Annotated in this window: 21 protein-coding genes and 1 tRNA gene; 9 read left to right on the top strand and 13 right to left on the bottom strand. The window is 37.8% G+C overall.

Features of this window, described 5'->3' with window-relative positions; all coding sequences use genetic code 11:
- From R2Q94_RS03505 to R2Q94_RS03475, 7 genes are all read right to left on the bottom strand, one after another.
- On the bottom strand, positions 1-924 hold the full coding sequence (locus R2Q94_RS03505; RefSeq protein WP_316820053.1) for an ABC transporter ATP-binding protein: 924 nt from the start codon (positions 922-924) through the stop codon (positions 1-3).
- 130 nt (positions 925-1054) lie between these two features.
- Entirely contained in the window at positions 1055-2500 is a 1446-nt protein-coding gene (locus R2Q94_RS03500) for a RagB/SusD family nutrient uptake outer membrane protein (RefSeq protein ID WP_316820052.1), read from the bottom strand.
- 19 nt (positions 2501-2519) lie between these two features.
- Positions 2520-5837: a SusC/RagA family TonB-linked outer membrane protein gene (locus R2Q94_RS03495; protein ID WP_316820051.1), complete on the bottom strand. Its 3318-nt coding sequence runs from the start codon at positions 5835-5837 to the stop codon at positions 2520-2522.
- 356 nt (positions 5838-6193) lie between these two features.
- The gene (locus R2Q94_RS03490) at positions 6194-7330 is read right to left on the bottom strand and encodes a FecR family protein (protein WP_316820050.1); all 1137 of its coding nucleotides are present in this window, start codon (positions 7328-7330) and stop codon (positions 6194-6196) included.
- Positions 7331-7422: 92 nt separating this feature from the next.
- Positions 7423-8001 (bottom strand): RNA polymerase sigma-70 factor, encoded by a 579-nt coding sequence (locus tag R2Q94_RS03485; RefSeq protein WP_316820049.1) that lies wholly within the window; start codon positions 7999-8001, stop codon positions 7423-7425.
- A 235-nt stretch (positions 8002-8236) separates the two neighbouring features.
- Positions 8237-8938: a DUF3667 domain-containing protein gene (locus R2Q94_RS03480; RefSeq protein WP_316820048.1), complete on the bottom strand. Its 702-nt coding sequence runs from the start codon at positions 8936-8938 to the stop codon at positions 8237-8239.
- A 198-nt stretch (positions 8939-9136) separates the two neighbouring features.
- Entirely contained in the window at positions 9137-9919 is a 783-nt protein-coding gene (locus R2Q94_RS03475) for a DUF5694 domain-containing protein (RefSeq protein WP_316820047.1), read from the bottom strand.
- A 570-nt stretch (positions 9920-10489) separates the two neighbouring features.
- On the opposite strand from R2Q94_RS03475, the gene R2Q94_RS03470 reads away from it, so the two are divergent.
- Positions 10490-11626 carry a hypothetical protein gene (locus R2Q94_RS03470; protein WP_316820046.1) on the top strand — a complete coding sequence of 379 codons (1137 nt, stop codon included), beginning with the start codon at positions 10490-10492 and terminating at the stop codon, positions 11624-11626.
- 525 nt (positions 11627-12151) lie between these two features.
- On the opposite strand, the gene R2Q94_RS03465 is transcribed toward R2Q94_RS03470, so the two are convergent.
- From R2Q94_RS03465 to R2Q94_RS03455, 3 genes are read right to left on the bottom strand one after another with little or no spacing between them, the layout of a single operon-like run.
- Positions 12152-12856, bottom strand: a complete 705-nt coding sequence (locus R2Q94_RS03465) for a LytTR family DNA-binding domain-containing protein (protein ID WP_316820045.1) — start codon at positions 12854-12856, stop codon at positions 12152-12154.
- Positions 12853-14001: a TlpA disulfide reductase family protein gene (locus R2Q94_RS03460; RefSeq protein ID WP_316820044.1), complete on the bottom strand. Its 1149-nt coding sequence runs from the start codon at positions 13999-14001 to the stop codon at positions 12853-12855. Before R2Q94_RS03460 ends, R2Q94_RS03465 begins: the two co-directional genes overlap by 4 nt.
- A gap of 24 nt (positions 14002-14025) precedes the next feature.
- Positions 14026-15078 (bottom strand): sensor histidine kinase, encoded by a 1053-nt coding sequence (locus tag R2Q94_RS03455; RefSeq protein ID WP_316820043.1) that lies wholly within the window; start codon positions 15076-15078, stop codon positions 14026-14028.
- 134 nt (positions 15079-15212) lie between these two features.
- Between R2Q94_RS03455 and rhuM the strand changes: the two genes are divergently transcribed.
- Together rhuM and R2Q94_RS03445 are read left to right on the top strand one after the other, a co-directional pair.
- Positions 15213-15542 (top strand): RhuM family protein, encoded by a 330-nt coding sequence (gene rhuM, locus R2Q94_RS03450; protein ID WP_316820042.1) that lies wholly within the window; start codon positions 15213-15215, stop codon positions 15540-15542.
- A gap of 469 nt (positions 15543-16011) precedes the next feature.
- A complete protein-coding gene (locus R2Q94_RS03445; RefSeq protein WP_316820041.1) occupies positions 16012-16827 on the top strand; it encodes an alpha/beta fold hydrolase in 816 nt (271 codons plus the stop codon).
- Positions 16828-17006: 179 nt separating this feature from the next.
- Here the strand turns inward: R2Q94_RS03445 and R2Q94_RS03440 are convergent.
- Positions 17007-17086, bottom strand: a tRNA-Leu gene (locus R2Q94_RS03440).
- Between the two features lie 183 nt (positions 17087-17269).
- Here R2Q94_RS03440 and R2Q94_RS03435 point away from each other — a divergent pair.
- Complete coding sequence (locus tag R2Q94_RS03435; RefSeq protein WP_316820040.1) at positions 17270-18124, top strand: cupin-like domain-containing protein; 855 nt, start codon at positions 17270-17272, stop codon at positions 18122-18124.
- Between the two features lie 85 nt (positions 18125-18209).
- On the opposite strand, the gene R2Q94_RS03430 is transcribed toward R2Q94_RS03435, so the two are convergent.
- Positions 18210-19439 carry an NAD(P)/FAD-dependent oxidoreductase gene (locus R2Q94_RS03430; RefSeq protein ID WP_316820039.1) on the bottom strand — a complete coding sequence of 410 codons (1230 nt, stop codon included), beginning with the start codon at positions 19437-19439 and terminating at the stop codon, positions 18210-18212.
- A 17-nt stretch (positions 19440-19456) separates the two neighbouring features.
- Here R2Q94_RS03430 and R2Q94_RS03425 point away from each other — a divergent pair, with 17 nt between their 5' ends.
- Entirely contained in the window at positions 19457-20596 is a 1140-nt protein-coding gene (locus tag R2Q94_RS03425) for a 5-(carboxyamino)imidazole ribonucleotide synthase (protein ID WP_316820038.1), read from the top strand.
- Positions 20596-21087 carry a 5-(carboxyamino)imidazole ribonucleotide mutase gene (purE, locus tag R2Q94_RS03420; RefSeq protein WP_316820037.1) on the top strand — a complete coding sequence of 164 codons (492 nt, stop codon included), beginning with the start codon at positions 20596-20598 and terminating at the stop codon, positions 21085-21087. Before R2Q94_RS03425 ends, purE begins: the two co-directional genes overlap by 1 nt.
- Positions 21088-21116: 29 nt before the next feature.
- Here purE and R2Q94_RS03415 read toward each other — a convergent pair whose 3' ends face one another.
- The gene (locus R2Q94_RS03415) at positions 21117-21680 is read right to left on the bottom strand and encodes a YqgE/AlgH family protein (RefSeq protein ID WP_316820036.1); all 564 of its coding nucleotides are present in this window, start codon (positions 21678-21680) and stop codon (positions 21117-21119) included.
- 49 nt (positions 21681-21729) lie between these two features.
- Here R2Q94_RS03415 and pdxH point away from each other — a divergent pair, with 49 nt between their 5' ends.
- Genes pdxH through ruvB form a run of 3 tightly spaced genes read left to right on the top strand, consistent with a single transcriptional unit; the run spans position 21730 to position 24348 of the window.
- Positions 21730-22380, top strand: a complete 651-nt coding sequence (gene pdxH, locus R2Q94_RS03410) for a pyridoxamine 5'-phosphate oxidase (protein WP_316820035.1) — start codon at positions 21730-21732, stop codon at positions 22378-22380.
- Positions 22381-22399: 19 nt separating this feature from the next.
- Positions 22400-23290 (top strand): 3-hydroxybutyryl-CoA dehydrogenase, encoded by an 891-nt coding sequence (locus R2Q94_RS03405; RefSeq protein ID WP_316820034.1) that lies wholly within the window; start codon positions 22400-22402, stop codon positions 23288-23290.
- Between the two features lie 35 nt (positions 23291-23325).
- Entirely contained in the window at positions 23326-24348 is a 1023-nt protein-coding gene (ruvB, locus tag R2Q94_RS03400) for a Holliday junction branch migration DNA helicase RuvB (protein ID WP_316820033.1), read from the top strand.
- The last annotated feature ends 47 nt before the right edge of the window (positions 24349-24395 follow it).

Below are 24395 nucleotides of genomic sequence, written 5' to 3'. Positions count from 1 at the left end.
CTATTTGGAGATTTTGGACAGTTGGGCAAAAGTTTCATCTAAAGAATTTTTCTCCATAATGAGCTCCCGTAAGCGCCATCCCTGTTTTGCACTTTCCAGCACCATCGATTCAGAAATACTGCGGTCGCCATTAAAATAAATCCGCAATTGTTTTTCTGTGAGGAATTCTATCCTGATTACCCCTTCTATGGCCATCAATGCGGCTTCTGAAGGCGCATTTTCCAGGGTCAACAGCATGCTATGCGGGGCGATATAATTGTCAAAAGCTTCCATGGTATCCGCAAATACAATCCTTCCGCTTTCAATCATGACGATGTCTTTGCAGAGGTACTGCACTTCGGTTAAGATGTGTGTAGATAGAATTACCGCACGTTCAGTGGCAATGTCTTTAATTAGTCCGCGAACTTCCAGAATCTGGTTTGGATCCAGGCCATTTGTAGGCTCATCAAATACCACTAATTTCGGCTCATGGACAATGGCCTGAGCGATGCCCACCCGCTGTTTATATCCTCCAGATAGATTCTTGATCAGTCTTTTGCTGATCTGGGTTAGACCGCAGCGCTCCTTAACTTCCTCCAGTGCGGACTTTAATTGTTTATCATCTATTGAACGTAAAATCGCTGCGTGCCTCAGGTATTCATCCACGGTCAGGTCCATATACAATGGCGGCGTCTGCGGCAAAAAGCCGATTTCCTGCTTGGCCAATTCCGGCTGCTTACTCAGGTCAATGCCATTAATAATCACCTTTCCTGTGGTCGGTGTAAGTACCCCGCAAAGGATATTCATGGTAGTAGATTTACCGGCACCATTAGAGCCCAGAAGGCCAACAATCCCACTTTTTGGAATTTCGAAATTGATGTCACGTATAGCCCAGCTGGTACTATAACGGTGCGAAAGCCCGCTGATACGAACGATTGGTTCCATAGTTTTTATTGAGTTTGATAAGTTATTGTTTTAGATCAGCAGTCATCTTCAGACAAAGGGAATCCAGTTCCGCAGTTTTACTGCAGGTATTCCCCCCATTTTACCAGGGATGACGGCTGTATATTAAAAATTAGTATCCTGGATTCTGTGTCAGGTTTTGGTTGGCAATAATTTCTGTTCTTGGAATAGGGTAAATCAACTGATCGCTTCTCCAGGGCTGCTTGATTTGCAATGCTGAAAGGATACTTTCTGCACGTCCTGTTCGCTTGAGGTCAAAAAACCGATGTCCCCATTCTGCAAAAAGTTCGATCTCTCTTTCATGCTCAATTGCCTGTATGACTGCAGATTTAGAAAGTCCGGCAGGCAGATCATCCAGACCAGCGCGATGACGGATCACATTCAGATCGGCAATCGCTGAACCCAGAGGCATGTTGGCCAGTGCTTGTGCTTCTGCGCGAATCAGGTATTGCTCAGCCAATCTTAAGGCCATATAATACTCGGTCATATTACCAGTACGTGCATTGTAGCTGCCAACTTTATATTTATATGGGTAGTAAACTTCTTTACCTTCAGTGCTTTCATTCCAGGTCCAGGCTATTTTACGCTGATCATTCGCTTCAAAATCATCTTTCAATTCATCTGTTATTTGAAAAAATGGACGGTCGTTAAGAATGGTTGCTTTATTGGAAACCAAGGTATATCCTTCAGGAGTCGCTTTGCCATTTGCAGGAAGGTCACCCTGCTGCAGTTGCCATATGGCTTCCTCGCTATTGATTAAGAAAATGCTGTTCAAATCTTCCGGCAGTTTGAATAATGCAGATTGACTGATCAATTCAGTAGCCTGGGCTGCAGCATTTGAGTAATCTCCTGTATACAAATAAACCCTGGCCAATAATGCGGTAGCAGCCCATTTAGTAGGTAAAATCCTTTGGCCGCCTGTAGCTGAAAAATTATCTGGCAAACGATTTTTTGCATCCAGTAAGTCCTTAATCAACTGCGCGTAGACTTCCGCTTTTGGTGTTCTTTTCATGGTGGCGGTTTTATTAAAATCTATCGTCAGCGCCATTGGCACATCACCAAAAAAATTAAGCAGGTAGAAATAAGAAAATGCTCGAATAAATTTCGCTTCTCCAATCAATCTATTTCTGACATTATCGTGCAGTTTTTCGGAAACTGAAGCTTCAATGCCCTCTAATATGGCATTACAACCATACACGGCATCATAAGCAGTAACCCAAATCATTGCTACTGAACCATCATTAGCAAACAGTTTATTCGTATTATAGGAATAATAAGAAGTCGCCGTTGAGGATGTAATCAGCTCATTACCAGACATCCCTCCAAAAATGGTTGACATTCCCGCTGCAAACCCCTGCGTACCAGTAGTTCCTTCGTAGGTCTTGTTGATCATGCGGGTATATACACCAGCCATAGCAGAATTTGCTTGTGCATCGGTTGAAAATACCTTTTTTGTGGTCACAGAGCCTGTTGGTTCCGGAATGCTGACCAGGTTTTTACAGGAAGCTAAACCAACTGTTAATATAATTACACTATATAATTTTAGATTTCTTTTCATCGTCATATCATTCATCAGATTAAAATTGTGCGGAAATACCAAATACTACTGCTTTTGGCGGTGGGAGTGCTCCAAAGTTTTGAACAGAAGGATCCAGGCCTCTTCCTTTACTCAGCACAAAAATATTTTGTGCATTAGCATATATATTCAATGATTTTGCACCCAGTTTTTTAGAGATTTTTCTATCGAATTGGTAAGCCAGGGAGATATTGTTCATTCTCAGATAGGAAGCATCCTGGTATTGACCATCAGAAGCAAAAAAGTTGTTGGTACTTGCATCACCTGTTATAGTGGTTGGTTTTGCATATAAAGCCTGATCGCCCGGCTGCCTCCAATACTTGCCAAATAAATCAGCAGACTGATTGTTCATACTTCCTAACAAACTTGAACTATTGTAATCCGGATTAATACCGATTTGCTGTCTATATTCAAAAAACGCACTAATATTGAAGTTCTCGTATCTAAAAGAAGTACCAAAACCTCCGGAAAACTTTGGGGTCATGTCAACAGCCACAAAACGATCGTCCTCGGCGGTACCCGGTTGTATGCTATTATCAAAAGCAATGCGACCGTCTTTATTATAATCCTCAAATGTATAATGCCCAGTTTGTGGATCTATACCCGTATAATGCAATAGGTACAGGGTATTCAGCGAGGCGCCCACTTTAAAAAGATTAAAGTATGGTGTAAGTTCAATTCCGGGATAGCTGGCCAATATATTCGTATTCCGACCGCCGTTAAAACTCCAGCTCCATCCTATTTTATCGGTTTTGATGGCTTCAATATCTGCTGTAAATTCCCATCCTTTATTTTCAAGTAAAGCCGGCCAGTTAGCGATTACACTTTTGAAGCCGCTAAACAATGGAGTTGGATACTCTGTCAGCTGATTCCCTATGCGTTCACGATAGCGGGAAACCTGCAGATTGACACGATCTTCCCAGAAACCTAAATTTAACGCACCTTCCAGTTTCTTTGCCACCTGCCATCTGTAGTCTGGATTTACGGCCAACAGGCTGACTAAAGGCGAAACACCATTATAACCAGGGAGTGGTATTGAGCCTGGAGTATTATTTGCCCATTGAGTAAGGTATTTATAATCACCAACTGCATCGCTGCCTGTTAATCCGTAGCTTCCTCTCAATTTAATAAAACTGATCAATGCAGGAAGTCGATCCTTAAGCCAGTTCTCATTTGATATGATCCATGCTGCTCCGATAGAACCAAAATTACCAAACTGTTTTCCTGGGCCAAATCGCGATGATCCATCTCTCCTGCCATTGATATTCAAGATATACCTGTCCTTCAGGTTATAACTTAGCCTGCCAAATATTGCTGCATATTTATAATAACCTATGTTGTCAAAAATTAATTTAATGGGAGCGAGCGCAATATTTTCCAAAAAATCGTCTGCTTCGTAACCAAGACCATAAATACCTGAAGTTTTAGTGCCGTCTTTTTGTAAACTAGTACCCAATAATACACTGAACTCACCTCCAAATAAGTTCACATTATAATTTAGCTGAGGTTCGATAATCCAGTTAGAATTATTGGTACTTCCTGAAAATGCATTACCAGCTGGATTGCTAAGTGGATCCATACTAGAGATCGGGTTGAAAAAACGGTTCGTGTTATAAGTAAACGTATAACCCAGATTGGTAGATAAAGAAAGGTTATTTGCCAATTGATAATGCAGATTTACTCCCGCTTTCATCAGATTGGTATTGGAAAAATAACCGGATTCCAGGGAACCAAAAGGGAAGTAAGAACCTGCCGGACCTCTACCCCAGGCCTTAAAATTCAAACTGCCATCTGCTGCATAAATATCAGGGGCATTAGGAGCCACTGTAACCGCATCAGGTGTGCCAATGGTTTTTACTGCCGAATAAGTATAAAGTACATTTGCATTAATTTTGAATTTCTGTTCCATAGCACTATGAGCCAGATTAATAGCCATCGAGGCATTCTGATTGTTTCCACCATTGGAAACAATCTCTTCCGTCCGACCATAATTACCGGAAAAAAGAAACTGCGTTTGCTGGTCTCCACCGGTCAGACTGACCGAGGCATTGGTTTTTTTTCCCATATTGCCCCATAGTTTATTTTGCCAATCGGTATACCGATTAGGATCATAAAGTGTTAAATCAGGTGCATTGACTACCGTTGGTACGATGTTATCATTCGCAAATGCATCTCTTCTCAGTTGTAAATATTGTTCTGTGTTTAGCATATTGTAACGCTGCGTTACAAAACTTAGTCCCTGTGAAGTATTCACTGAAAGTGTAGTTTCCCCAGCCCTTCCTTTTTTGGTGGTGATGAGAATTACGCCGTTTGCCCCTCTTGAACCATAGATAGCAGTCGCGTCACCGTCCTTCAAAACTTCGATGCTCTCAATATCATTCGTACTGATATTAAACAGTGGACTCTGGCCTCCTGTATAAGAAAATCCATTCTGAACCACACCTGCTGAACCTTTGCTATAATTTGATCCGGCACCCAGTTCAATACTACTGAGTGGAACACCATCTATAATATACAGGGGATCAGAAACAAAGCCTGGATTAATGGCTTTTCTTCCTCTGATCTCTACTTTCACAGGACTCGCCGCATAACCATTGGTCGGCGTTACGATCATTCCTGCAACCCTTCCTGAAAGCGCCAGCAAGGGATTGGTGACCGGCTGTTTTTCCAGTTCCTTGGCACTGATCGTTACAATATTTCCGGTAGAAATCCTTCTGTTGGTTTTTCCATAAGCCATCACCTGTACTTCATCCAGTTTAGATGTGCTCAATTCCAATTTCACTCCCAGTAGGTTTTCATTGGCCTTAATTTCCTTAGTCACATACCCCATAAAAGAAATCTGTAATATGGCACCGTCAGGGACATCTTTTAATTTAAACTGCCCCATCCCATTGGTGGTCGTACTTCGATTGCTCCCCTTAATGGTTACCGTTGCTCCTGGCAGCAGATTGTTATCATTGTCCAACACAATCCCAAATATTTCAGTACCCGAAAAAACGGCAGTTAATTTATCCAGAATTGAAGCTTGCTTCTGTTTAATCACAATGATCTTATTTTCAATAGAGAAATCAAGCTGCTGTCCTTCCAGACACAGTTTCAACACTTCCTCCATTTCTGCATTCTTTACATTAATGCTGACAGATTTTGCACTATTTAAGGTCTTCACCCCAACAAAAACACCGTAGCCACTTTGCTTTCCTATTTCTTCAAGAACGGTTTCAATCGTAGCGTTACTTTTGTTGATAGTAATTTTCTGTGCAAAAGTAGCCGCAGTCACCTGAGTTAGGCTCAGGATTAATAAGGCTGTAATTAATTTCATCACAAGAATTGTATTTATCCCCCATAACCTATAGCCTGTTGCCGGATAATAATCCGGTCCTGTTGACTTGAGGAAATTATCCTTGTAGCCCAAAGACTCACAAAAATATTTTGTAAAATTTGTATACATTTGACATGTTGGTCTGTACCGGAAATGCCCTGCTTTCAGAGGCGACAGGCAATCCGGTAATCATAAAATTTGTTATTTCATTATTTTGTGCCAATCAGGATTAAACAGGAACGGTTCGAACGTTCCTGTTTTCTGATTTATCTGAATCTGGCTAAGGGTCGCGGTGCTTTCTTTTTTTCATGTGGTTGGTTTGGTTTAGGTTTATATAATTAAGGGGGGGGGGGATTTTAATTGGACTTGACCGTTATGGTTCGGCCGTCAATACTAAATTTAACTTTCTCAGCGCGTTCTATCATCTTTAGAACTTCAGAAACATTCTTCTCTTTTGAGACAATGCCCCAGAAAGTAAGGGCAGCAAGTTCGTTGCGATTACCCGAATAGACAATATCTACATCGTACCATCTGGATATCTGCCGCATAATGCTTTCCAGATTTTCATTATTGAATCTAAAATATCCGGTCTTCCAGGCGACGGCAGCTTTAAGATTTGCTGGCCTTACCTGCAGTTGCTGTTGTACATTCAATACTTCTTCTCCAGGCTTAATCACTTTTGAAAGTATTCCATTTACCAGGCTTACTTTTACCGCACCTTCCAGCAGGGTAGTTCTAGTACTATTTTCATCAGAATAACTACTGATATTGAAGTGCGTTCCCAATACCTCAACCTCCTGCGTTAAAGTTTTCACCCTAAATGGATGTTGAGGATCTTTTGCTACCTCGAAATAGGCTTCACCATTCAATTCAACATCTCGTTTTTTTAATTTCGCAAACGACACTGGGTATTTCAATACAGAGGCTGCATTTAACCATACCTTTGTTCCATCAGGCAGTTGAATCAAATAGGTCTGACTTTTAGCAGTTGAAAGTGTGTTCCACTTATTTGGACCAGCATTTTCCTGATCTTTTATTTCATAAATTAACTGTCCTTCTTTAGTCTTGGAGATTTCAATACCAGCCTGATCTACCAGTTTCCCGACCTTAGCTTCAGACAATTCAATCTTTTCACCATTTGCCAGGATCAGTGTTGCAGTATTTTTGCCTTTTGATGGGATATCATTAGCGTATTCGGTTGCAATAGGGCTGCTTTTATCTGTATAAACATATAAACCTGCCCCAAATATGATTAATATTGCTGCGGCAGCAGCAACTCGTGGCCACAAACGAAGTGTAGGTTTCGGATATTCAAGATTAAGCGCATTTCTCACTTTATCCAGATCGGCTTCTCTATCCGATAAAGATAAATCGTCATGTAAGCTACCCTCTTGATAAACAAGGTACCAGCTTTCTATAAATGCGATCTCTTCTTCTGAACAATTACCCGCTTTATATTGAGCGAATAATTTATCATAGTCTGCTGCATGCATATTAATTCCAGATTGTTTTTTCCCCAAATCCAATAACAAGACGGCTAACTCAAGCCGAACATGTAGACGAAATTAATATTCTTTTATTTTTTTTAATACCTGATCAGAAACATGAGGTAAGCAAAGAGGCCAAGCCTTGACCTAAGTATTTTTAACGCATTGGAAATCTGCCTATTGACCGTCTTTTCAGAAATCCCCAGTTGTTCGGCAATCTCGCTATGGCTAAGGTAAGTTCTCCTGCTCAACTCAAAAATAATTCGCATTTTTTCAGGTAACATGCTAATTTCTGCTGCTATCGCTGCAGATAATTGTTTTTCCCTGATGCGATGATCAGGCAGTATTACCCCCTGACTGGCAAAATCCTTCATCGAATCCACATATTTATCACGCACCTTCTGTCTTGAAAAATGATCAAGAACACTATTCCTTAGAGAGGTATATAGGTAACCTGAAAGGCTAGTATGGATATTTATGCCTTCTCTTTTTGTCCAAAGCATGGTAAATACTTCCTGAACAATATCTTTTACTTCCTCCCTATTCGGCAGTTTTTTTATGGCATGATGATGCAGAATGAATTTATACCTTTCAAATATTTCCGTATAAGCAAAACGGTCACCAAGCTGGAGCATCTTCAACAATTCTAAGTCAGAGCGCTTAGCGTAGTTTTCCATTTATAATTCTTCCGGGAATAATGTGAGTAAAAATTTTACACCAATAATATGTAAATAATTTGGAATAGGCGGAATTATAATCAACGTTATTTTTAAAGACTCTACCAAAAACACTTTATAAGACTCAGATTTCAACACTTTTACGATCTTGAGCAGTACCCTCCGGAGTAAATAAATGTAATTTGTAATCTTAAGAATCTGCTATTACTTTGCCCGCATACACCAATGCCCGAAATTATTTCATCTTTATATAATAAAAAGTGTATGCAAGTAATATTAAAACCAACCGAAAAGACACCGCTCCTAAAACACAACACATCAGTGATTTAGCATAATTTGCTGTCTTTTTTTCACCGAAAAATTGTCCAATAGACCAAAATATATACAAATACCCTGCAAAAATTCCAATCGAGGCAATTGCATTAATTTTAGAAGCCACCGCAAACAACGCAAATAAACTTGTTATCAATAACCCCTGGCCAATCGAATAACATAATAAAACGGTGATTTCATAGATATTGTATCTATGCTTCCTAAAGAATAATCTTACCCAAAGAGCAATAAAAAATCCAATAAAAAGTGAGGTATAACCTATATGATTGTTGATCCAGTCACTAATTGTTTTCTTTTCTAAAAACTCGTCAATTCCTCCAATCTCTTGATTTAAAGAGAAAAACTCGTATTTGATATGAAAATAATGAAAGATAATGGTGAATAATGTTGCTGAAAATATTAGAAAAATTATAGGTTTGGTAGCTTTACTTCTATCCTCAGATATGAAGGTCCTCACCAATTTCCCTGGTCTGATAAACAGTTGTTTTACAGTAAATAGAAATCCACTTTCAAGATGTAGAAGATGTTTTAGTTCGTGAATTATGTATGATAAATTAATCCGTTTCGGCTTATGGTTTTCGCCCATATTGTCAACTTCTTTCATATAAAGTACCTGGTCTCTCTATTTTTTAGTTTGTTTAAATTACCTAAAAAGTCAATGCGGTCTGCATTGACTTTTTATATTAATAATAAGCATTACAGTTAATCTTCTTTACTCCATAAGCACTGCCCTTATCCTCAAAATGTTCGCGGACAAGCTTATTGTTCAACTAAATCCAGTATACCTGGAGTCAAATCATTCCTATTTAAGATAATCTGCAACATTTACAAGCTCATATTTAGGACTTCTTTTCATAAATTCACCTAAAAAAGCAGTATGAGTAGCACCCATAATTATAAATACTCTATCCTCATTTGTAAGAGGAATTTGATTTATATTCGAAAATATTCTTAAATTTCTTCTATAAAATTTACTTGCTTCATCAGCTCCTTCAAAGTTTCCTTTAGTGCTGTTATAGGTTAAAATATCAGCATTAATATTTATAAATTTTTCTAACGTTTCTTTATCATTGAAGGTTTTTAATTTACCGAGTGTTGATAGCTTCCCAAATTCAGCAAACTCCTTAAAGACTGCTCTAGAATATTTCTTTGAGGTAAGACTATCTACTTGATTTTCTAATTCACTGCCAATTTTATAATTGTAAGGAGCAGTTTCTTGTTCATCAATTCCATAAATCTTTTTTACGCCGGAAATTTTACCAACTTCATAAGCTATTAAAGCGACTTCACCACCAATCTTGGTTTTGTAATCTTTATTTTTCAAAAAGTTACTGTAGTCCGTATTCAATCCCTCACTCTTACCAGGAACAATTTCCACACAAATTACTGTTGGTTTAAATTCAGCTAACATTTTTGCTATTTCAAAAGTTTCAGATTTACTCTTTTCATCATTTTGGTCAAATTTCACTTTGTGTTCATCCGGCGTATAAACCATATGAAAAGTCGCAAAATTTAGAACTTTTACTTTTTGTCCGAATGAGCTTCCATAGATAAAAAATCCAAAGATCAGGATCATCTTTTTCATGGTGACAGTTTTCAATTTATTAAATTAATAGGTTTTAGTATTATTCAAAATTATTACAGTTTGTTCTGACTATTACTACACTTGAGTGTAGTTTTAATATTGACCTCCCCCAAATATAAGATAATGGAAATTCGAAAATAAGGCCGTTAATTGGCTTTTTTTTTATATATGGTGTGGTGTTAATCCTCCTAAAGAACTGTGAGGTCTAGAGATATGCGCATTATCTGTGGGTTTCTCGGACAAATGCTGTAGTATGAATTTTGTGTCCGATCAGCAGTCTGACGGGCAAAAATTCAGATTCTTAACTATACAGGATTTTACCTTGATATTTATTCCTTTTGATAGGTTTTACAGAAACATTGCTGACAAATAGTATTATAACTTCTAGAACGGACTATTGAAGTAATGGTAAAAGTGTATTCATGTTACAATACAAGATCAAGTTAATTTAAATCTGCCAGCACATCCTTTTTCTCCAGAGATTGTCATCACAAAAGGCAATTCCTAGGGGTATATCATACAATGATCAGGATGATAAATTAAATTTATTGTACCTTTCAAAAAAAAGAAATGAAGAAAACCAAACTACTAATTCTAACTCTGTTTATTGCCAATTTCAGTTACGCACAAACTACTTTAATGGATAGTTTAATTCAGAAAAACTACTCCACATTTAAAAAAAACAATAACAACACTTTCGAAGGGAAAGGATGGATTACCTTACAGGATGAAATCAACAAAAGTAATTCTTTATTATTGGGCGAGGTACATTTCACGAATGAAGTCCCTTACTTCACCAATGCGATTATTAATAATATTAAGTTTGACAACTATATTCTGGAAATTGATCCATATACAATCAACACAATATCAAAAAAAATTAAATCTTTATCGCCTACTGAACTGGACAAATTCCGTAATGAATCGGGTTCAGCTTTATCCTTTTTACAAGGTGAAGCTGAGTTTGATTTATTCAAAAACATACTTCAGCAGAATATTAAATCATATGGAGCTGATCAAATTAGTCTATTTTCAGACCGATTACTACTTTCAGAGTTAAAGAAACAATCTAAAAATAATAAAGCTAAAGAAATTTATGATCAGATGATCGATAATTCCGCTGCTTATGATACAAAAAATAACACCACATTCTATTTGTTCTCTGACCATTGTCAGGCAAAATTGAACGAGTTGAGTGCTCTGAATTTATCAGCAAGCGAGAAAGAACAGCTTGAGGCACTAAAACTAAGCAGAAAACTATATTTAACTCGAATTCATCCTATGAGAGTTCAATATATGAAGCACCTGATTTTTGAAAAACTACCTGAATGGAAAGACAAGAAGAATCTTTTCAAATTTGGCGCCAATCACCTGCCTAAAGGAGAGAGTTTAATGGAAGTATTTGATATTGGCAACTTGGTTTCCAATATTGAAGAGGCTAATTATCGGAAGTCATTACACATTATGCTTATCGGAAAGCAAGAAGGTGCAACATTGGCTGATTTAGATCAATATAAATCTTTTTTAACCGTCGTAAAAGATGACAATTGGTATGCCTATGATTTAAGCCCCTTGAAACAAGCAATCTCTAAAAAGAAACTTAAAGTAGAGAATTTAGAGCTGGAAAGAATTATAAAAGGTTATGACTATTTAGTTTTCATTCCAAACACAACTAAAACCCCAATAAGAGGTAAAAAAGATCATTAAATCTTCAAAAGTCCTCTGTAAGCTAAAACAGCCGACTTTCTATTCTGATTGCCTACTAGGATCATAGTATTTAAAAGATTTTATACAGTATGATTTGAAATTAGAGCACTTTTTGAGGAATTATGAGTCTATGCGGATAAACCAATTTGATTGACCTATCATAAAAAGTTATTTTTAGTGAAGGAACATAAATAAGTTGTGATTTTTCCAGCTAAAGCAATGAAAAAAGCTTCTAGTTTAACTAGAAGCTTTTTTCATTGCCCTTTCTCCAGATTACTTTGAACGCACAAACTGTTGCTTATGGAGCCTATTATTCAAGATTTAAGCTAAAATGTCTTATTTAAATTTGCCTTTAGTTTATAATAGCGCAAATTTAGTTTTAGGCAACCTTAATTGGGCCAGTTTTGAATCAAAATTTGGAAGTTAAATAATCTAAAGTTTTGGTTTAAACTACCTGATTTTATATATATATTAATAATGACTGAGCGTGTAAAAAGCTAAGGATATTCATAAATTTCAAGCTAATTAACCAACTGATGATGCCTGTCCAAGATGCTGCAGTAGCGCATCTTTATACAATTTAGATAAGGGAATCTTATTCCCTGCTACAATTACCTGGTGTTTCTCAATTCGTTCAATTTTCTGTTTGGAAATTATAAATGATTTATGAACACGTAAAAACTGATCTTTAGGGAGTTTTGTCTGCAATTCTGTCAAAGTAATACGTGTAAGTGTATGTTTACCTATTTCATGCAAATCTACATAATTGTCTTCCGCTTTGGCGTACACCAGATTATTAAACTTTATTTGCACCCAGTCATGTCCATCCTTTACAAATAATGCCTGCTCTTCGTTCCTTTTTTTTACTTCAGGCAGTTGGAGCCTCTTTTCAGCAAGCTGGCAAGCTTTTAAAAATCGAGTAAAATTAATAGGCTTTAATAAATAGTCGGTAGCAGCCAATTCAAAACCCTTTAATGCATATTCAGGATAAGCAGTAGTAAAGATGACCTGAATTTCGTGGGGGATCATAGCGGCAAATTCAATACCCGAGAGATCAGGCATAGCGATGTCGAGGAAAACTAAGTCTACACGCTCATGTTTAATATAAAACAGTGCATCTGTAGCACTCAAAAACGTAGCTTCAAGCGAAATAAATGGAATTTTCTCCGAGTGGTCACGTATAATATCATGTGCTACAGGTTCATCGTCAACTGCAATTACTTTGATCATTTTACCGGTAATATATGCTTAAGTTTCTCCATTAATTCTTTCGCCTCAAGCCCCCTTGCAATGATTACACCTTCAGGATCAATCAAAAAACTTTGTGGAATTTCCATAATACTGTAAAGCTTTGCTACCTCATTTTCCCAATGCTTCAAGTCTGAAACCTGGGTCCAGCTTAGCCTATCATTCTTTATTGCTTTTAGCCAGGCATCCTTTCCATCAGCAGCATCTAGAGAAATACCCAAGATAGTAAAATTTCTATCCTTAAAATCATTATAAATTTTAACAAGTTCAGTGTTGGCTGCTCTGCATGGTCCACACCAGGAAGCCCAAAAGTCAATTAATACATATTTCCCCCTAAATGAGGTTAAATTAACACGATTGCCTGCAGTATCATTTTGAATAAAAACAGGAGCCATTCTACCGGGATTAAGTTTTTTTTGGTTTGATAGAAATTTCCAGAATTCTCTACCTAACGGTGTATTCTGCAATCTTACAGAAAGCCTGTTAAACAATGGCACTATAACGGCAACATCCGGGGAGATTCCTGCATAGTCCTGCAATGCACTCAAGGCGATAAAGCTGTCTGGATTATCGACAACGAATTTCCATCGAATGGCATTCTTAACCAGGCTCAAACTATCTAATTTCTTTTTCGAAAGTGAGGCACTCGGCTCAAGAGCAGTTTCCCTCAACTTACTAATCTTGTCGCTCTCATCATAAATGGGACTAAGCAATTGCTCAAGCTTAAAATAATCTGAATTGATACCCTTCCCAACAAACACTGCATCAGCAATTGATCGACTGAAGGTTTTTAACACTACTCGCCCCGGATAAATATACATACTCAAGAGGTCCGGTCTATCATATTGCTTTTTAAGCATTCTCGAAAAACCAATATTCGTGGTATCGCAAATGAGTCTGCTAAACATTGGTCTACCTATCCTTCCCTTAAAAACAAATAAGCCATTTTTTTGCGTTGCAGAATCAATTATTCTTTTACCGTACTTTTGATATAACAGGTAAATCTTAGCCTTTGAGGGCATTTTTGTTGCAGTTATTTTTACTATAAACAAGGAGTCTTTAGTCTGAGATATAGACATAAGAGGGACTACTACTCCGCAAAGCAGCAACATTAATTTTTTAATCATGAGAACGAAAATTGAATGATGTATTTAAGAGTTGAGTTTCAACCAAAATGCAACTTTATAATCCAAACCGGTATTTTTATGATCTAACCGGTAACTATTTGGATAAAGAAGATCCAGTCGCTTAATCGTATTTTTTATTCCCGTGTTATTTCCGCTAACTTCTGGCCGATTCTGAACAATGGTATTAAACACTTGCATCTGCAGCTCATTTTTGGTCACAACAATCTCTATCTGAACTTCACACTGAGTATCCATACTGATCCCGTATTTAAAAGCATTTTCAATGAAAGGCAGCAGTAATAGCGGAGCTATTTTTTGCTGATGATTATGATCATATGAAACAATCTGAGTACTAATTTTAATGTTATTCTTTAGAGGCAAGCGTACCTGCTGAAGTCTCAGATAGTTTTCCATAAACTTTATTTCATCCTGTAGTTGAACAAAATTCTCATGCATACCATGAATGATATAACGCATCATATCGGACATGATCTCAATCCCCTGAGTTGTATTTGTGGCTTTTTCTTTTATAGCAGTCCCATATAGATAATTTAAAGCATTGAACAGAAAATGTGGATTTAATTGCGCCTTTAAAGTATGTAATTCATTCTCTGACTGCTGAATTCTATGTAACTGTCTATTTCTATTCTGAAGATAATAAGCGCTTACAATAATGTAAATGAAAGCGTAAGCTGCCATACATAAAATGGGTACTATCAGCGTTAGTTTAGCTTGTTGATTGAAAACATGAGGCCGTTCATAGACAAGTCCTGCACATGAGATCATCCCAGCCAGTAAACATCCCGCAATAAAAACGATAAAGTGATATTTTTTAAATAGAAATTGTTTTACGGCTTCAGTCATAAATACTAAAAGAGCAACAACTAGTAATCTATTATCTGAATTGGTAGCATATTGCCAGCCTGTTACAGGTGTGCCATCTGTATTTACGATATAATTGCCCCATGTATGTACATGATACAAATAAGCAATCACATAAAATGCTTTAATAGCAATCCACACAGTTAAAAAATGGAGAACCCAGTTTGTCAGTAATTTTTTAAGAGCTGTTAACATATATTTCTTTCGATACAGATCAAAGGAAGCAAACTAAAAGAATATTGTAGAATTAATGTGGCAAATACCATCAAATATGTGGTGAAATAATAATGCCTGCACCTTTCGATGATCATCGAAAATCGACACCTGACATGAACCACAATGACTTCGAAGTTACTGATGCTACAATATGGTTTAACCAAAGTTTTAAGGAAAAAGAATTGGAGGAAAAAAGCAATGTGCAAAAAATGCACATTGCTAATTCAGATAGACCAGTGGCTTTCTACAGCTTAGATGTAATAATTTCAATAGGCTATCGGCTAAAATCCTTAGAGGGCACCCAATTCCGTAATTGGGCAAATAGAATTCTGAAAGAATACTTGGTAAAAGGCAATTCTTTAAATGAATCACTATTAAGAGAACAAAATGACCAATTAACCTCTTTAAAGAATACAGTAAATCTTTTAAGTAATGTACTCTAAAATAAGTTATTAAATACAGTCAAAGCTACCGGGCTACTAAGAGTAGTAATCGATTATGCATACGCACTTAATATCCTTGACAAATATGATCATCAGCTCTTAACAATTGAAGGAACAACTGCCCAAGAATTATTTGCTATAAATTATGACGAAGCGAAACAAGCCATACGTGATCCCAAAGATAAATTCGGTGGGAGTTTACAATGACCGGTCTTGCTTTGAACCAAAAACTTGACATTATCAAATAATTATTTTCCGGTTTTTATTCTAACTGTCAAAGTACAAGGATGGCTTGTTAACAATTATCACTATTCCACGTTTTTTTGATCAGATCAATTCTACATCCCTGTAGGGTTCAAAAGTGTATATTTTTCCCTAAATAGAAATAACAAGCGGGATTTATTGCCAAAAATTTTAACTTCAACAAGTTATCACTTACAGGTGATTACGTTAAATAAAAATTTCAAAAATGAAAAAACTTGCCTTCCTCTTTGTTCTATTTACTCTTTCACTGAATGGATTCTCAATTAATCCTTCTAGGCAATATCAAGTAAGACCTGAACAACTTGGCTTGAAATATCAAACTAAGAAAATAAGGGTCAACGGTACGGTTGAACTTAACTCCTGGCTTTTTCTGCAAAACGATCAAAATAAACCATTTATCATTGTCTCAAACTCGGACTCCGGAAATATGTCTAATTGTTTAGGTCAGGCAGGTGAATTTTTCAAAGCGGGGTACAATGTTGTCTTATACGATTACAGGGGATTTGGGGAAAGCTCAGATTTTGAGATTAATCGTGATATGATGTATTATGAAGAATTTGCGGAAGACTTATGTTCCGTTCTAAAGTATGTAAAAAAGGAATATTCGTCTAATAGAATAATTTTGTACGGATTATCTATGGGAACAATTATATCAAAAAGCGTTCTGGATACAAATATATCTATAAATGGAGTAATACTGGACTCTTTTGTTATTGACCCTAATCTAGTTGTCAACAGAATCTTTGAAATAAAGAATAAGCATGTACTACTTCCAGATGGAGCACAAAAGTATTTTGAATCAAACACTAAACCTTCATCAATTCCAATTTTGCTGTTTTCTGGTTTAAATGACATTGTCACAAAGTCAACAGATTATTCAGCGTTTATTAGCCTTAATGCAAAATCTAGATTGGTAACCTGGGACTGTAACCATCTTGAATGCTTTTACAAAATGACGAAAAATACCGATAGTGATCTCTATATGTCAGAAATTACCACATACATTAACAGTTTGAAGTAAGCAAATAACCAGGAGGGTAATGTTTTTATCATTATTCCCTCATTTCTGATCAGCAACAACGAAAAAAGACTCCGATAAATTAGGGGGTTCAGTAGAAATACTTTGAAAACTGCCTGAAGCATCTTTAAGCCTCAAAAAGGCAAAAAAAAACCGGAATCGAAGTGTTCGATTCCGGTTAGTACCCGGAGCCGGAGTCGAACCGGCACGGTTTCCCACAGGTGTTTGAGACCAGCGCGTCTACCAATTCCGCCATCCGGGCATTTCCTTCTTTAACGGGTTGCAAATATAGAAATTTGTTTTAAAAAGTCACCAAAAAAGGTATTTTTATTTTTCAGTAAATTTAACTGAGGAAAATCCTTAACTTCATATAGGGATAAAAAGTAGCTTCCTATTAAGTTTTAAGCTTTGGCATTTAAAATATTACGCTCATCATAGGAAAAACATGACAACAATCGACAGAAGAAAGGACCTCTCTTATAAAGAATTCATAGAGAAATATCAAAAGCCGGGGATTCCGGTCATCCTCGAAAATGCTACTCAGGCCTGGAAGTCCAACCTGATATTTACTCCTGATTTTTTCCGGGAAAAGTTTGGCGATCGTACCACCTGGTTCTCCAACAAACAATATACCGTGTCGGAATTACTGGATTTAACTGCCAATAGCACAAAAGAAAATCCTGCCCCCTATCCTGTAAAATTCAATATTCTAACTCAACTCCCGGAAATTCAGGAATTCATGGATCCTATGGATATGAACATGGTAAAGCCGAATTGGCTAAACCACAAGATTCTAAAAAACAAACTCGGAAACGGAATGGATCTACATATTGGTGGTGCTGGGAATTGCTATTCAGTGCACAAAGATGCTTATGATGTACATGCCTGGCTCATTCAGCTCTATGGCGAAAAAGATGTCATCATTTTTCCAAGAGATCAGGAAGAATTAATGTATCCAGGAAAAGGTGGATTATTAGAATCCAGATCACCGATTGATATATCTAATCCGGATTACGAAAAGTACCCGAGATTCAGAGAGGCTACACCAACCACCATTACCTTAAAGGCTGGAGAAGTGCTTTATATTCCTAGTGGTATCTGGCACACCACTCAGGCCCACGGTCAAAACATTTCTACAATTATTGATCAGGTGAACAGCTCCAACTATAAAGCCTGGAGAAGAGATGTCTATGTGTACAAAAAATACCATAACAAATACCGCGCGATTTTGGATTATGGTGCCGCAACAGCGATTGGAAATGCCTTTAAATTAGGCGAACTGATGGGGATGAAGTTTTAAAGAAACAAAGCTGTAGAATAAGCAATTGATTTACAGCTTTGTTCCTATCATTGATTAAATCAGATCTATTGAAATCATTCTTAAATTAAATATTCTGCGCAATCACGTACCCATTGGCCCAGGCCCATTGGAAATTATACCCTCCAAGCCATCCAGTTACATCCACGCATTCTCCACCAAAATATAATCCTGGAATACGCTTGCATTCTAATGTTTTCGATGACAATTCTTTCGTGTCAATACCGCCCCTCATGACTTCCGCCTTATCATAACCTTTATCTCCCGCTGGCTTCACTTTGAAAAAATGAATCGTTTGTTGAATTCTTTCCAATTCCGTTTTAGTTAAGGCAGCAACCTGCTTTTCTAAAGGAAGAAATTTGCCCAGAGCATCTGTGAATTTCTTAGGGTAATAACGATTCAATAAAGTAGACAGCAGCAATTTTCCATTATTTCTGCGCTCCTCTGCTATCAAATCTACTATAGATTGTCTAGGCAATAAATCAATATTGACCGATTCCCCTCTGCGCCAATAAGAAGAAATCTGCAAGATTGCAGGTCCACTTAATCCCCAATGAGTAAATAAAATATTCTCTTCAAAACTAATGCGATCGTTGCTCACTTCACAGAATACTGAATTTCCTGATAAAGCCGAGTACCAATCCTCATCTTTTCCTGTGATGGTCAGCGGAACCAATGCAGGGGCTGTTTCGATGATATTCAGACCATGTTTTCTGGCAAACCGTAAAGCAAAATCTGTTGCTCCCATTTTTGGAATGGGTAAACCACCGGTCGCAATCACCAATTTTGGTGCTTTTAATGTTTTAGCTTTATTCCCCTTATCAAAGCTAACAGAAAACCCATCCGGATTTTGTTCAATATCCGTCACCTGCGCTTCGCAAATGATCTGCTGACCTAAATCATGACAGAGTTCCGTAAATACACCAACAATATCTTTTGCATTCTTACCATCAGGAAAAAGTTGCCCTAAAGTTTTTTCTTTTCCATGAATGCCATAAGTCTCAAAAAAGCTAATTGTATCTTCAACCCCCCACTGCGTAAAAGCAGATTTTAAAAAGTGTTTGTTGTTAGAAATAAATTGTTCATCACTGGCAAACAGATTGGTATAGTTACACCTACCTCCCCCAGAGATCAAAATTTTAGCACCTGGTTTATCGCTTTTCTCCAACAATATGACCCGCTTTCCCAAATAGCCCGCCTGTACCGCACACATTAATCCGCATGCTCCAGCACCAATAATTATAGCATCTGCCTCCATCAATCCGTTTATATTGTTATTTTTGTGCAAAATAAGCATAACTTTTTCATATCGATATGGCAAAACAAATAAGTGATTTAAAATTAGGCATATTAGGTGGTGGTCAATTGGGCAGGATGTTGATACAGGAAGCCATCAATTATAATTTAACCACTTTAATTTTAGATCCGGATACTGACGCTCCATGTAAACACCTTGCAAACTACTTTGAATGTGGTTCTATCACCGACTTCGACACCGTTTATAACTTCGGTAAGAAAGCAGATATCATTACTATCGAAATAGAAAAGGTAAATATTGAAGCACTGGAACAACTAGAAAAAGAAGGAAAACTTGTATACCCTCAATCCAGGGTAATCCGACTAATTCAGGACAAAGGTGTTCAAAAACAATTCTTTAAAGAAAACAATATCCCGACCGCACCTTTCCAATTGGTAAATACCAGGGAAGACATGCGAAATAGTCACATTCCATTTCCTTACATCCTTAAACAACGTAAAGATGGCTATGATGGTAAAGGGGTAATGAAAATAAATAACATTGAGGACATCGAGAATGCATTTGATGCACCTTGTTTAATCGAAGAACTGGTTGATTTCGAAAAAGAAATTGCAGTGATTGTTTCCAGAAATCCTAATGGAGATATGAAAACCTTCCCAATGGTGGAAATGGAATTCAATGCAGAAGCAAACCTGGTAGAATTCTTAATTTCTCCTTCCACTTATCCTGCTTCAATCCAGGAAAGAGCAGAAGTTATTGCGAAAAATATCGCTACCTCCTTAAACATTACAGGATTATTGGCAGTCGAAATGTTCGTAACAAAATCAGGAGAAATTCTGGTAAACGAATTGGCGCCTCGTCCACACAACAGCGGACACCAAACCATTGAAGGAAACTACGTATCTCAATTTAACCAGCATTTACGTGCAATCTTCAACCTCCCTCTTGGGGATACCAGATCCACTAACAATGCGGTGATGATCAACCTTCTGGGAGAGAAAAACCACAACGGCGTAGCAAAATATAAAGGATTGGAAAAAGTAATGGCCATCGATGGCGTTTACGTACACCTTTACGGTAAAAAATACACCAAACCTTTCCGCAAAATGGGACACATTACCATTGTGGATCAAAACCGCGAGAAAGCAATTGAAAAAGCCAATTACATCAAAGAAACATTAAAAGTTATTTCCTAATGAGCATACAAGTAGGTATTATAATGGGCAGCAAGTCTGACCTTCATATCATGAAAGACGCAGCCGATATCATGAAAGAATTCGGTATCCAATTTGAAATGACCGTAGTGTCAGCTCACCGTACTCCAGAAAAAATGTACGAATACGCTAAAGGTGCAGCTTCAAGAGGTTTAAAAGTAATTATCGCTGGTGCAGGTGGTGCAGCGCATTTACCAGGAATGGTGGCTTCGATCACTACCCTACCTGTAATTGGGGTTCCTGTAAAATCCTCAAATTCTATTGACGGTTGGGATTCTATCCTATCTATTCTTCAAATGCCAAATGGTATTCCTGTAGCAACTGTAGCTTTAAATGCAGCAAAAAATGCAGGATTATTGGCCGTTCAAATTTTAGCTACTGCGAATGACGAACTTTCTGCAAAAATGCAGCAGTATAAAGATGATCTAAAGAAAAAGATTGAAGAGAGCGCAATCGATCTTGAAAATTATTAAGCATAAGGGTCGGATTCATCCGACCTTATTTAATTAAGATTAGGGTTTTGAGGGAAATTACTCACATGGGCGTATTTAGGTCCGAGGTTAATAATCACTTCCTTCCATAACTCTTCTTCATTGTGAGAGAATACCAGATCAGCATTAAACTGATCGGAGACAATCCAGGTATTCTCTTTCATTTCTTCCTCTAACTGTTCAGCAGTCCAACCCGAATAACCAATAAAAAATTTGATATCCTCAGATTGAATATGTCCATTATTCACCAGGATTTTCAAAGTTTCGAAATTACCACCCCAATAGATTCCTTTTGCAATCTCTTCACCATCCGTTAGTAAACTGGAACAACGGTGAATAAAATGAATTGTGTCTACAGCAACTGGTCCGCCCAAAAATACCGGAAAATTGCAACCTGTAAAATCTGGCACCAGATCACTCAATAATAACGCACTTTTATGATTTAAAATAAATCCAACAGTTCCCTCCTCCTGATGCTCTGTCACAAAAACTACAGAACGTTTAAAGTTAGGATCCATTAAAAATGGCTCTGAAATTAATAATTTACCCGCTGATGGCGCTAATCGACTTAACATTTCGGAAATTTAGCGATTATATTAAATAAACTAAAACCTATTTTTGTGTATGGAGCTGAATAAAAAAAATTTACACGACCTAAGACAGGAATATCGTTCCGCAGAACTGGCCGAAACGGATGTGGAAAGCAATCCTATCCTGCAATTCAAAAAGTGGTTTACTGAAGCAGTTGATGCACAATTATTTGAACCAAATGTCATGACACTGGCTACAGCGAGCGCCAGCGGAAAACCCTCGGCACGAATTGTCTTACTGAAGGGATTTGATGAGGATGGTTTTGTCTTCTTCACAAATTACAACAGTGATAAAGGAAAAGACCTGGCAGAAAACCCACAAGCATCATTGGTATTCTTTTGGCCGGAATTAGAAAGACAGGTACGAATAGACGGAACGGTGGCTAAAATTTCTCCTGAAGCCTCTACTGAATATTTTCATGCCCGTCCAGTTGGTAGTCAGATTGGTGCAACGGCCTCTCCCCAAAGTAGCGTCATCCCAAACCGGGAAGTATTGGAAGAGAAAGTGAAACAATTGAGCGCTCAATATGAAGGACAGGAAATTCCACGCCCATTACATTGGGGCGGCTACATACTGAATCCTACTCATATTGAATTCTGGCAAGGACGCCCAAGTAGGCTACACGATAGAATCAATTACCACTTAGTAGATGGTTCATGGATTATCAATAGATTAGCACCATAACTTATTAATAAAAAACTAAATGAAAAACATCGCAGTGATTGGCTCAGGAACAATGGGCAATGGAATCGCACATACTTTTGCGCAATTTGGTTATCAGGTAAATTTAATTGACATCAACAATGAGGCTTTGGAACGGGCTATCGCGACCATATCCAAAAATCTCGATCGTCAACTGAGTAAAGGTACCATCACAGCAGAAGAGAAGGCTAGTACGCTTAAAAACATCATTAACTATACTGATTTGAAAACTGGTGTAGCTGAGGCAGATTTAATCATTGAGGCAGCAACAGAAAATCTGGAACTGAAACTCAAGATTTTTAAGGATCTGGATAGTTTTGCCAAACCTGCAGCTATTCTGGCCAGTAACACCTCCTCTATTTCTATTACAAAAATAGCTTCAGTCACACAGCGTGGAGACAGAGTAATAGGCATGCATTTCATGAACCCTGTTCCAGTGATGAAGTTGGTAGAAGTCATCAGAGGCTATGCCACCAGTCATGAAACAACAGCAATCGTGATGGACCTTTCAACAAAACTAGCCAAGAGCCCAGTAGAAGTAAACGACTATCCTGGCTTTGTTGCCAATAGGATTTTAATGCCTATGATCAATGAAGCAATATACACCCTTTACGAAGGTGTTGCTGGCGTTTCTGAAATTGACACCGTGATGAAGCTAGGAATGGCGCATCCGATGGGCCCACTTCAACTGGCCGATTTCATCGGACTTGATGTTTGTCTGGCCATCTTAAATGTACTCCATGATGGTTTCGGAAATCCTAAATATGCGCCTTGCCCACTATTGGTCAATATGGTTAATGCCGGAAACAAAGGTGTAAAATCTGGAGAAGGCTTTTATAACTACGCAAAGGGCATTAAAGAAGCAGTCGTAGCTAATAAATTTAGCAAATAATATCAATTTTAAGCCTTTTATACTAACTTTACGCCATGAATGAAAATCTGGACCCAAACGCTGAAAGCTTAAGCCCTATTGAACGAGATATCGAAAAAGTATTACGTCCGCAGGCATTTGAAGACTTTACAGGTCAGGAAAAGATCATGGAGAACCTAAAGATATTTGTGGAGGCTGCAAAGTTACGCGGAGAACCTTTAGACCATGTTTTATTACATGGTCCTCCGGGACTTGGTAAAACTACGCTCTCTTATATCATTGCCAATGAAATGGGTGTAGGTATTAAAGTCACCTCAGGCCCGGTATTGGATAAACCTGGGGATCTTGCCGGTTTATTAACTGGTCTGGACGAAGGTGACATCCTGTTTATCGATGAAATCCACCGCCTAAGTCCCTTAGTAGAGGAATATTTGTATTCAGCTATGGAAGATTTTAAGATCGATATCATGTTAGAAAGCGGCCCAAATGCCCGTTCTGTGCAAATCAGTCTGAATCCTTTTACATTAGTTGGTGCAACCACCCGTTCCGGACTCTTGACAGCGCCATTAAGAGCCCGATTTGGTATCAACTCCCGACTGGCCTATTATGACGCAAAACTACTGACTACCATCGTACTTCGCTCCTCAGCCATTCTAAAAACGCCCATCACCGAAGAAGGTGCCTATGAAATTGCCCGCCGTAGCAGAGGAACCCCTCGTATTGCCAATGCTTTACTCAGACGTACACGTGATTTTGCACAAATCAAAGGGAATGGTAAAATTGATACAGGAATTTCTAGATATGCCTTAAAAGCTTTAAATGTGGATGAACATGGCTTGGACGAAATGGACAATAGAATCCTGGTCACTATTATAGACAAATTTAAAGGTGGTCCCGTAGGCTTGAAAACTATTGCTACCGCTGTTGGTGAAGATGAAGGGACCATAGAAGAAGTTTATGAACCTTTTCTTATTCAGGAAGGCTTCCTGATGCGTACCTCACGTGGTAGAGAAGTCACAGAAGCGGCATATAAGCATCTGGAAAGAAATTTCCCCGGACAAACAGGCAAACTATTTTAACGATCTACCTGCTTTAGGCATCATTTCTGTGTTCATCTACTAAACTT

This window comes from Pedobacter gandavensis (assembly GCF_032678465.1).
GTDB classification, from domain to species: Bacteria; Bacteroidota; Bacteroidia; order Sphingobacteriales; family Sphingobacteriaceae; genus Pedobacter; species Pedobacter gandavensis_B.
This window is presented reverse-complemented; position numbering and strand designations above follow the sequence as displayed.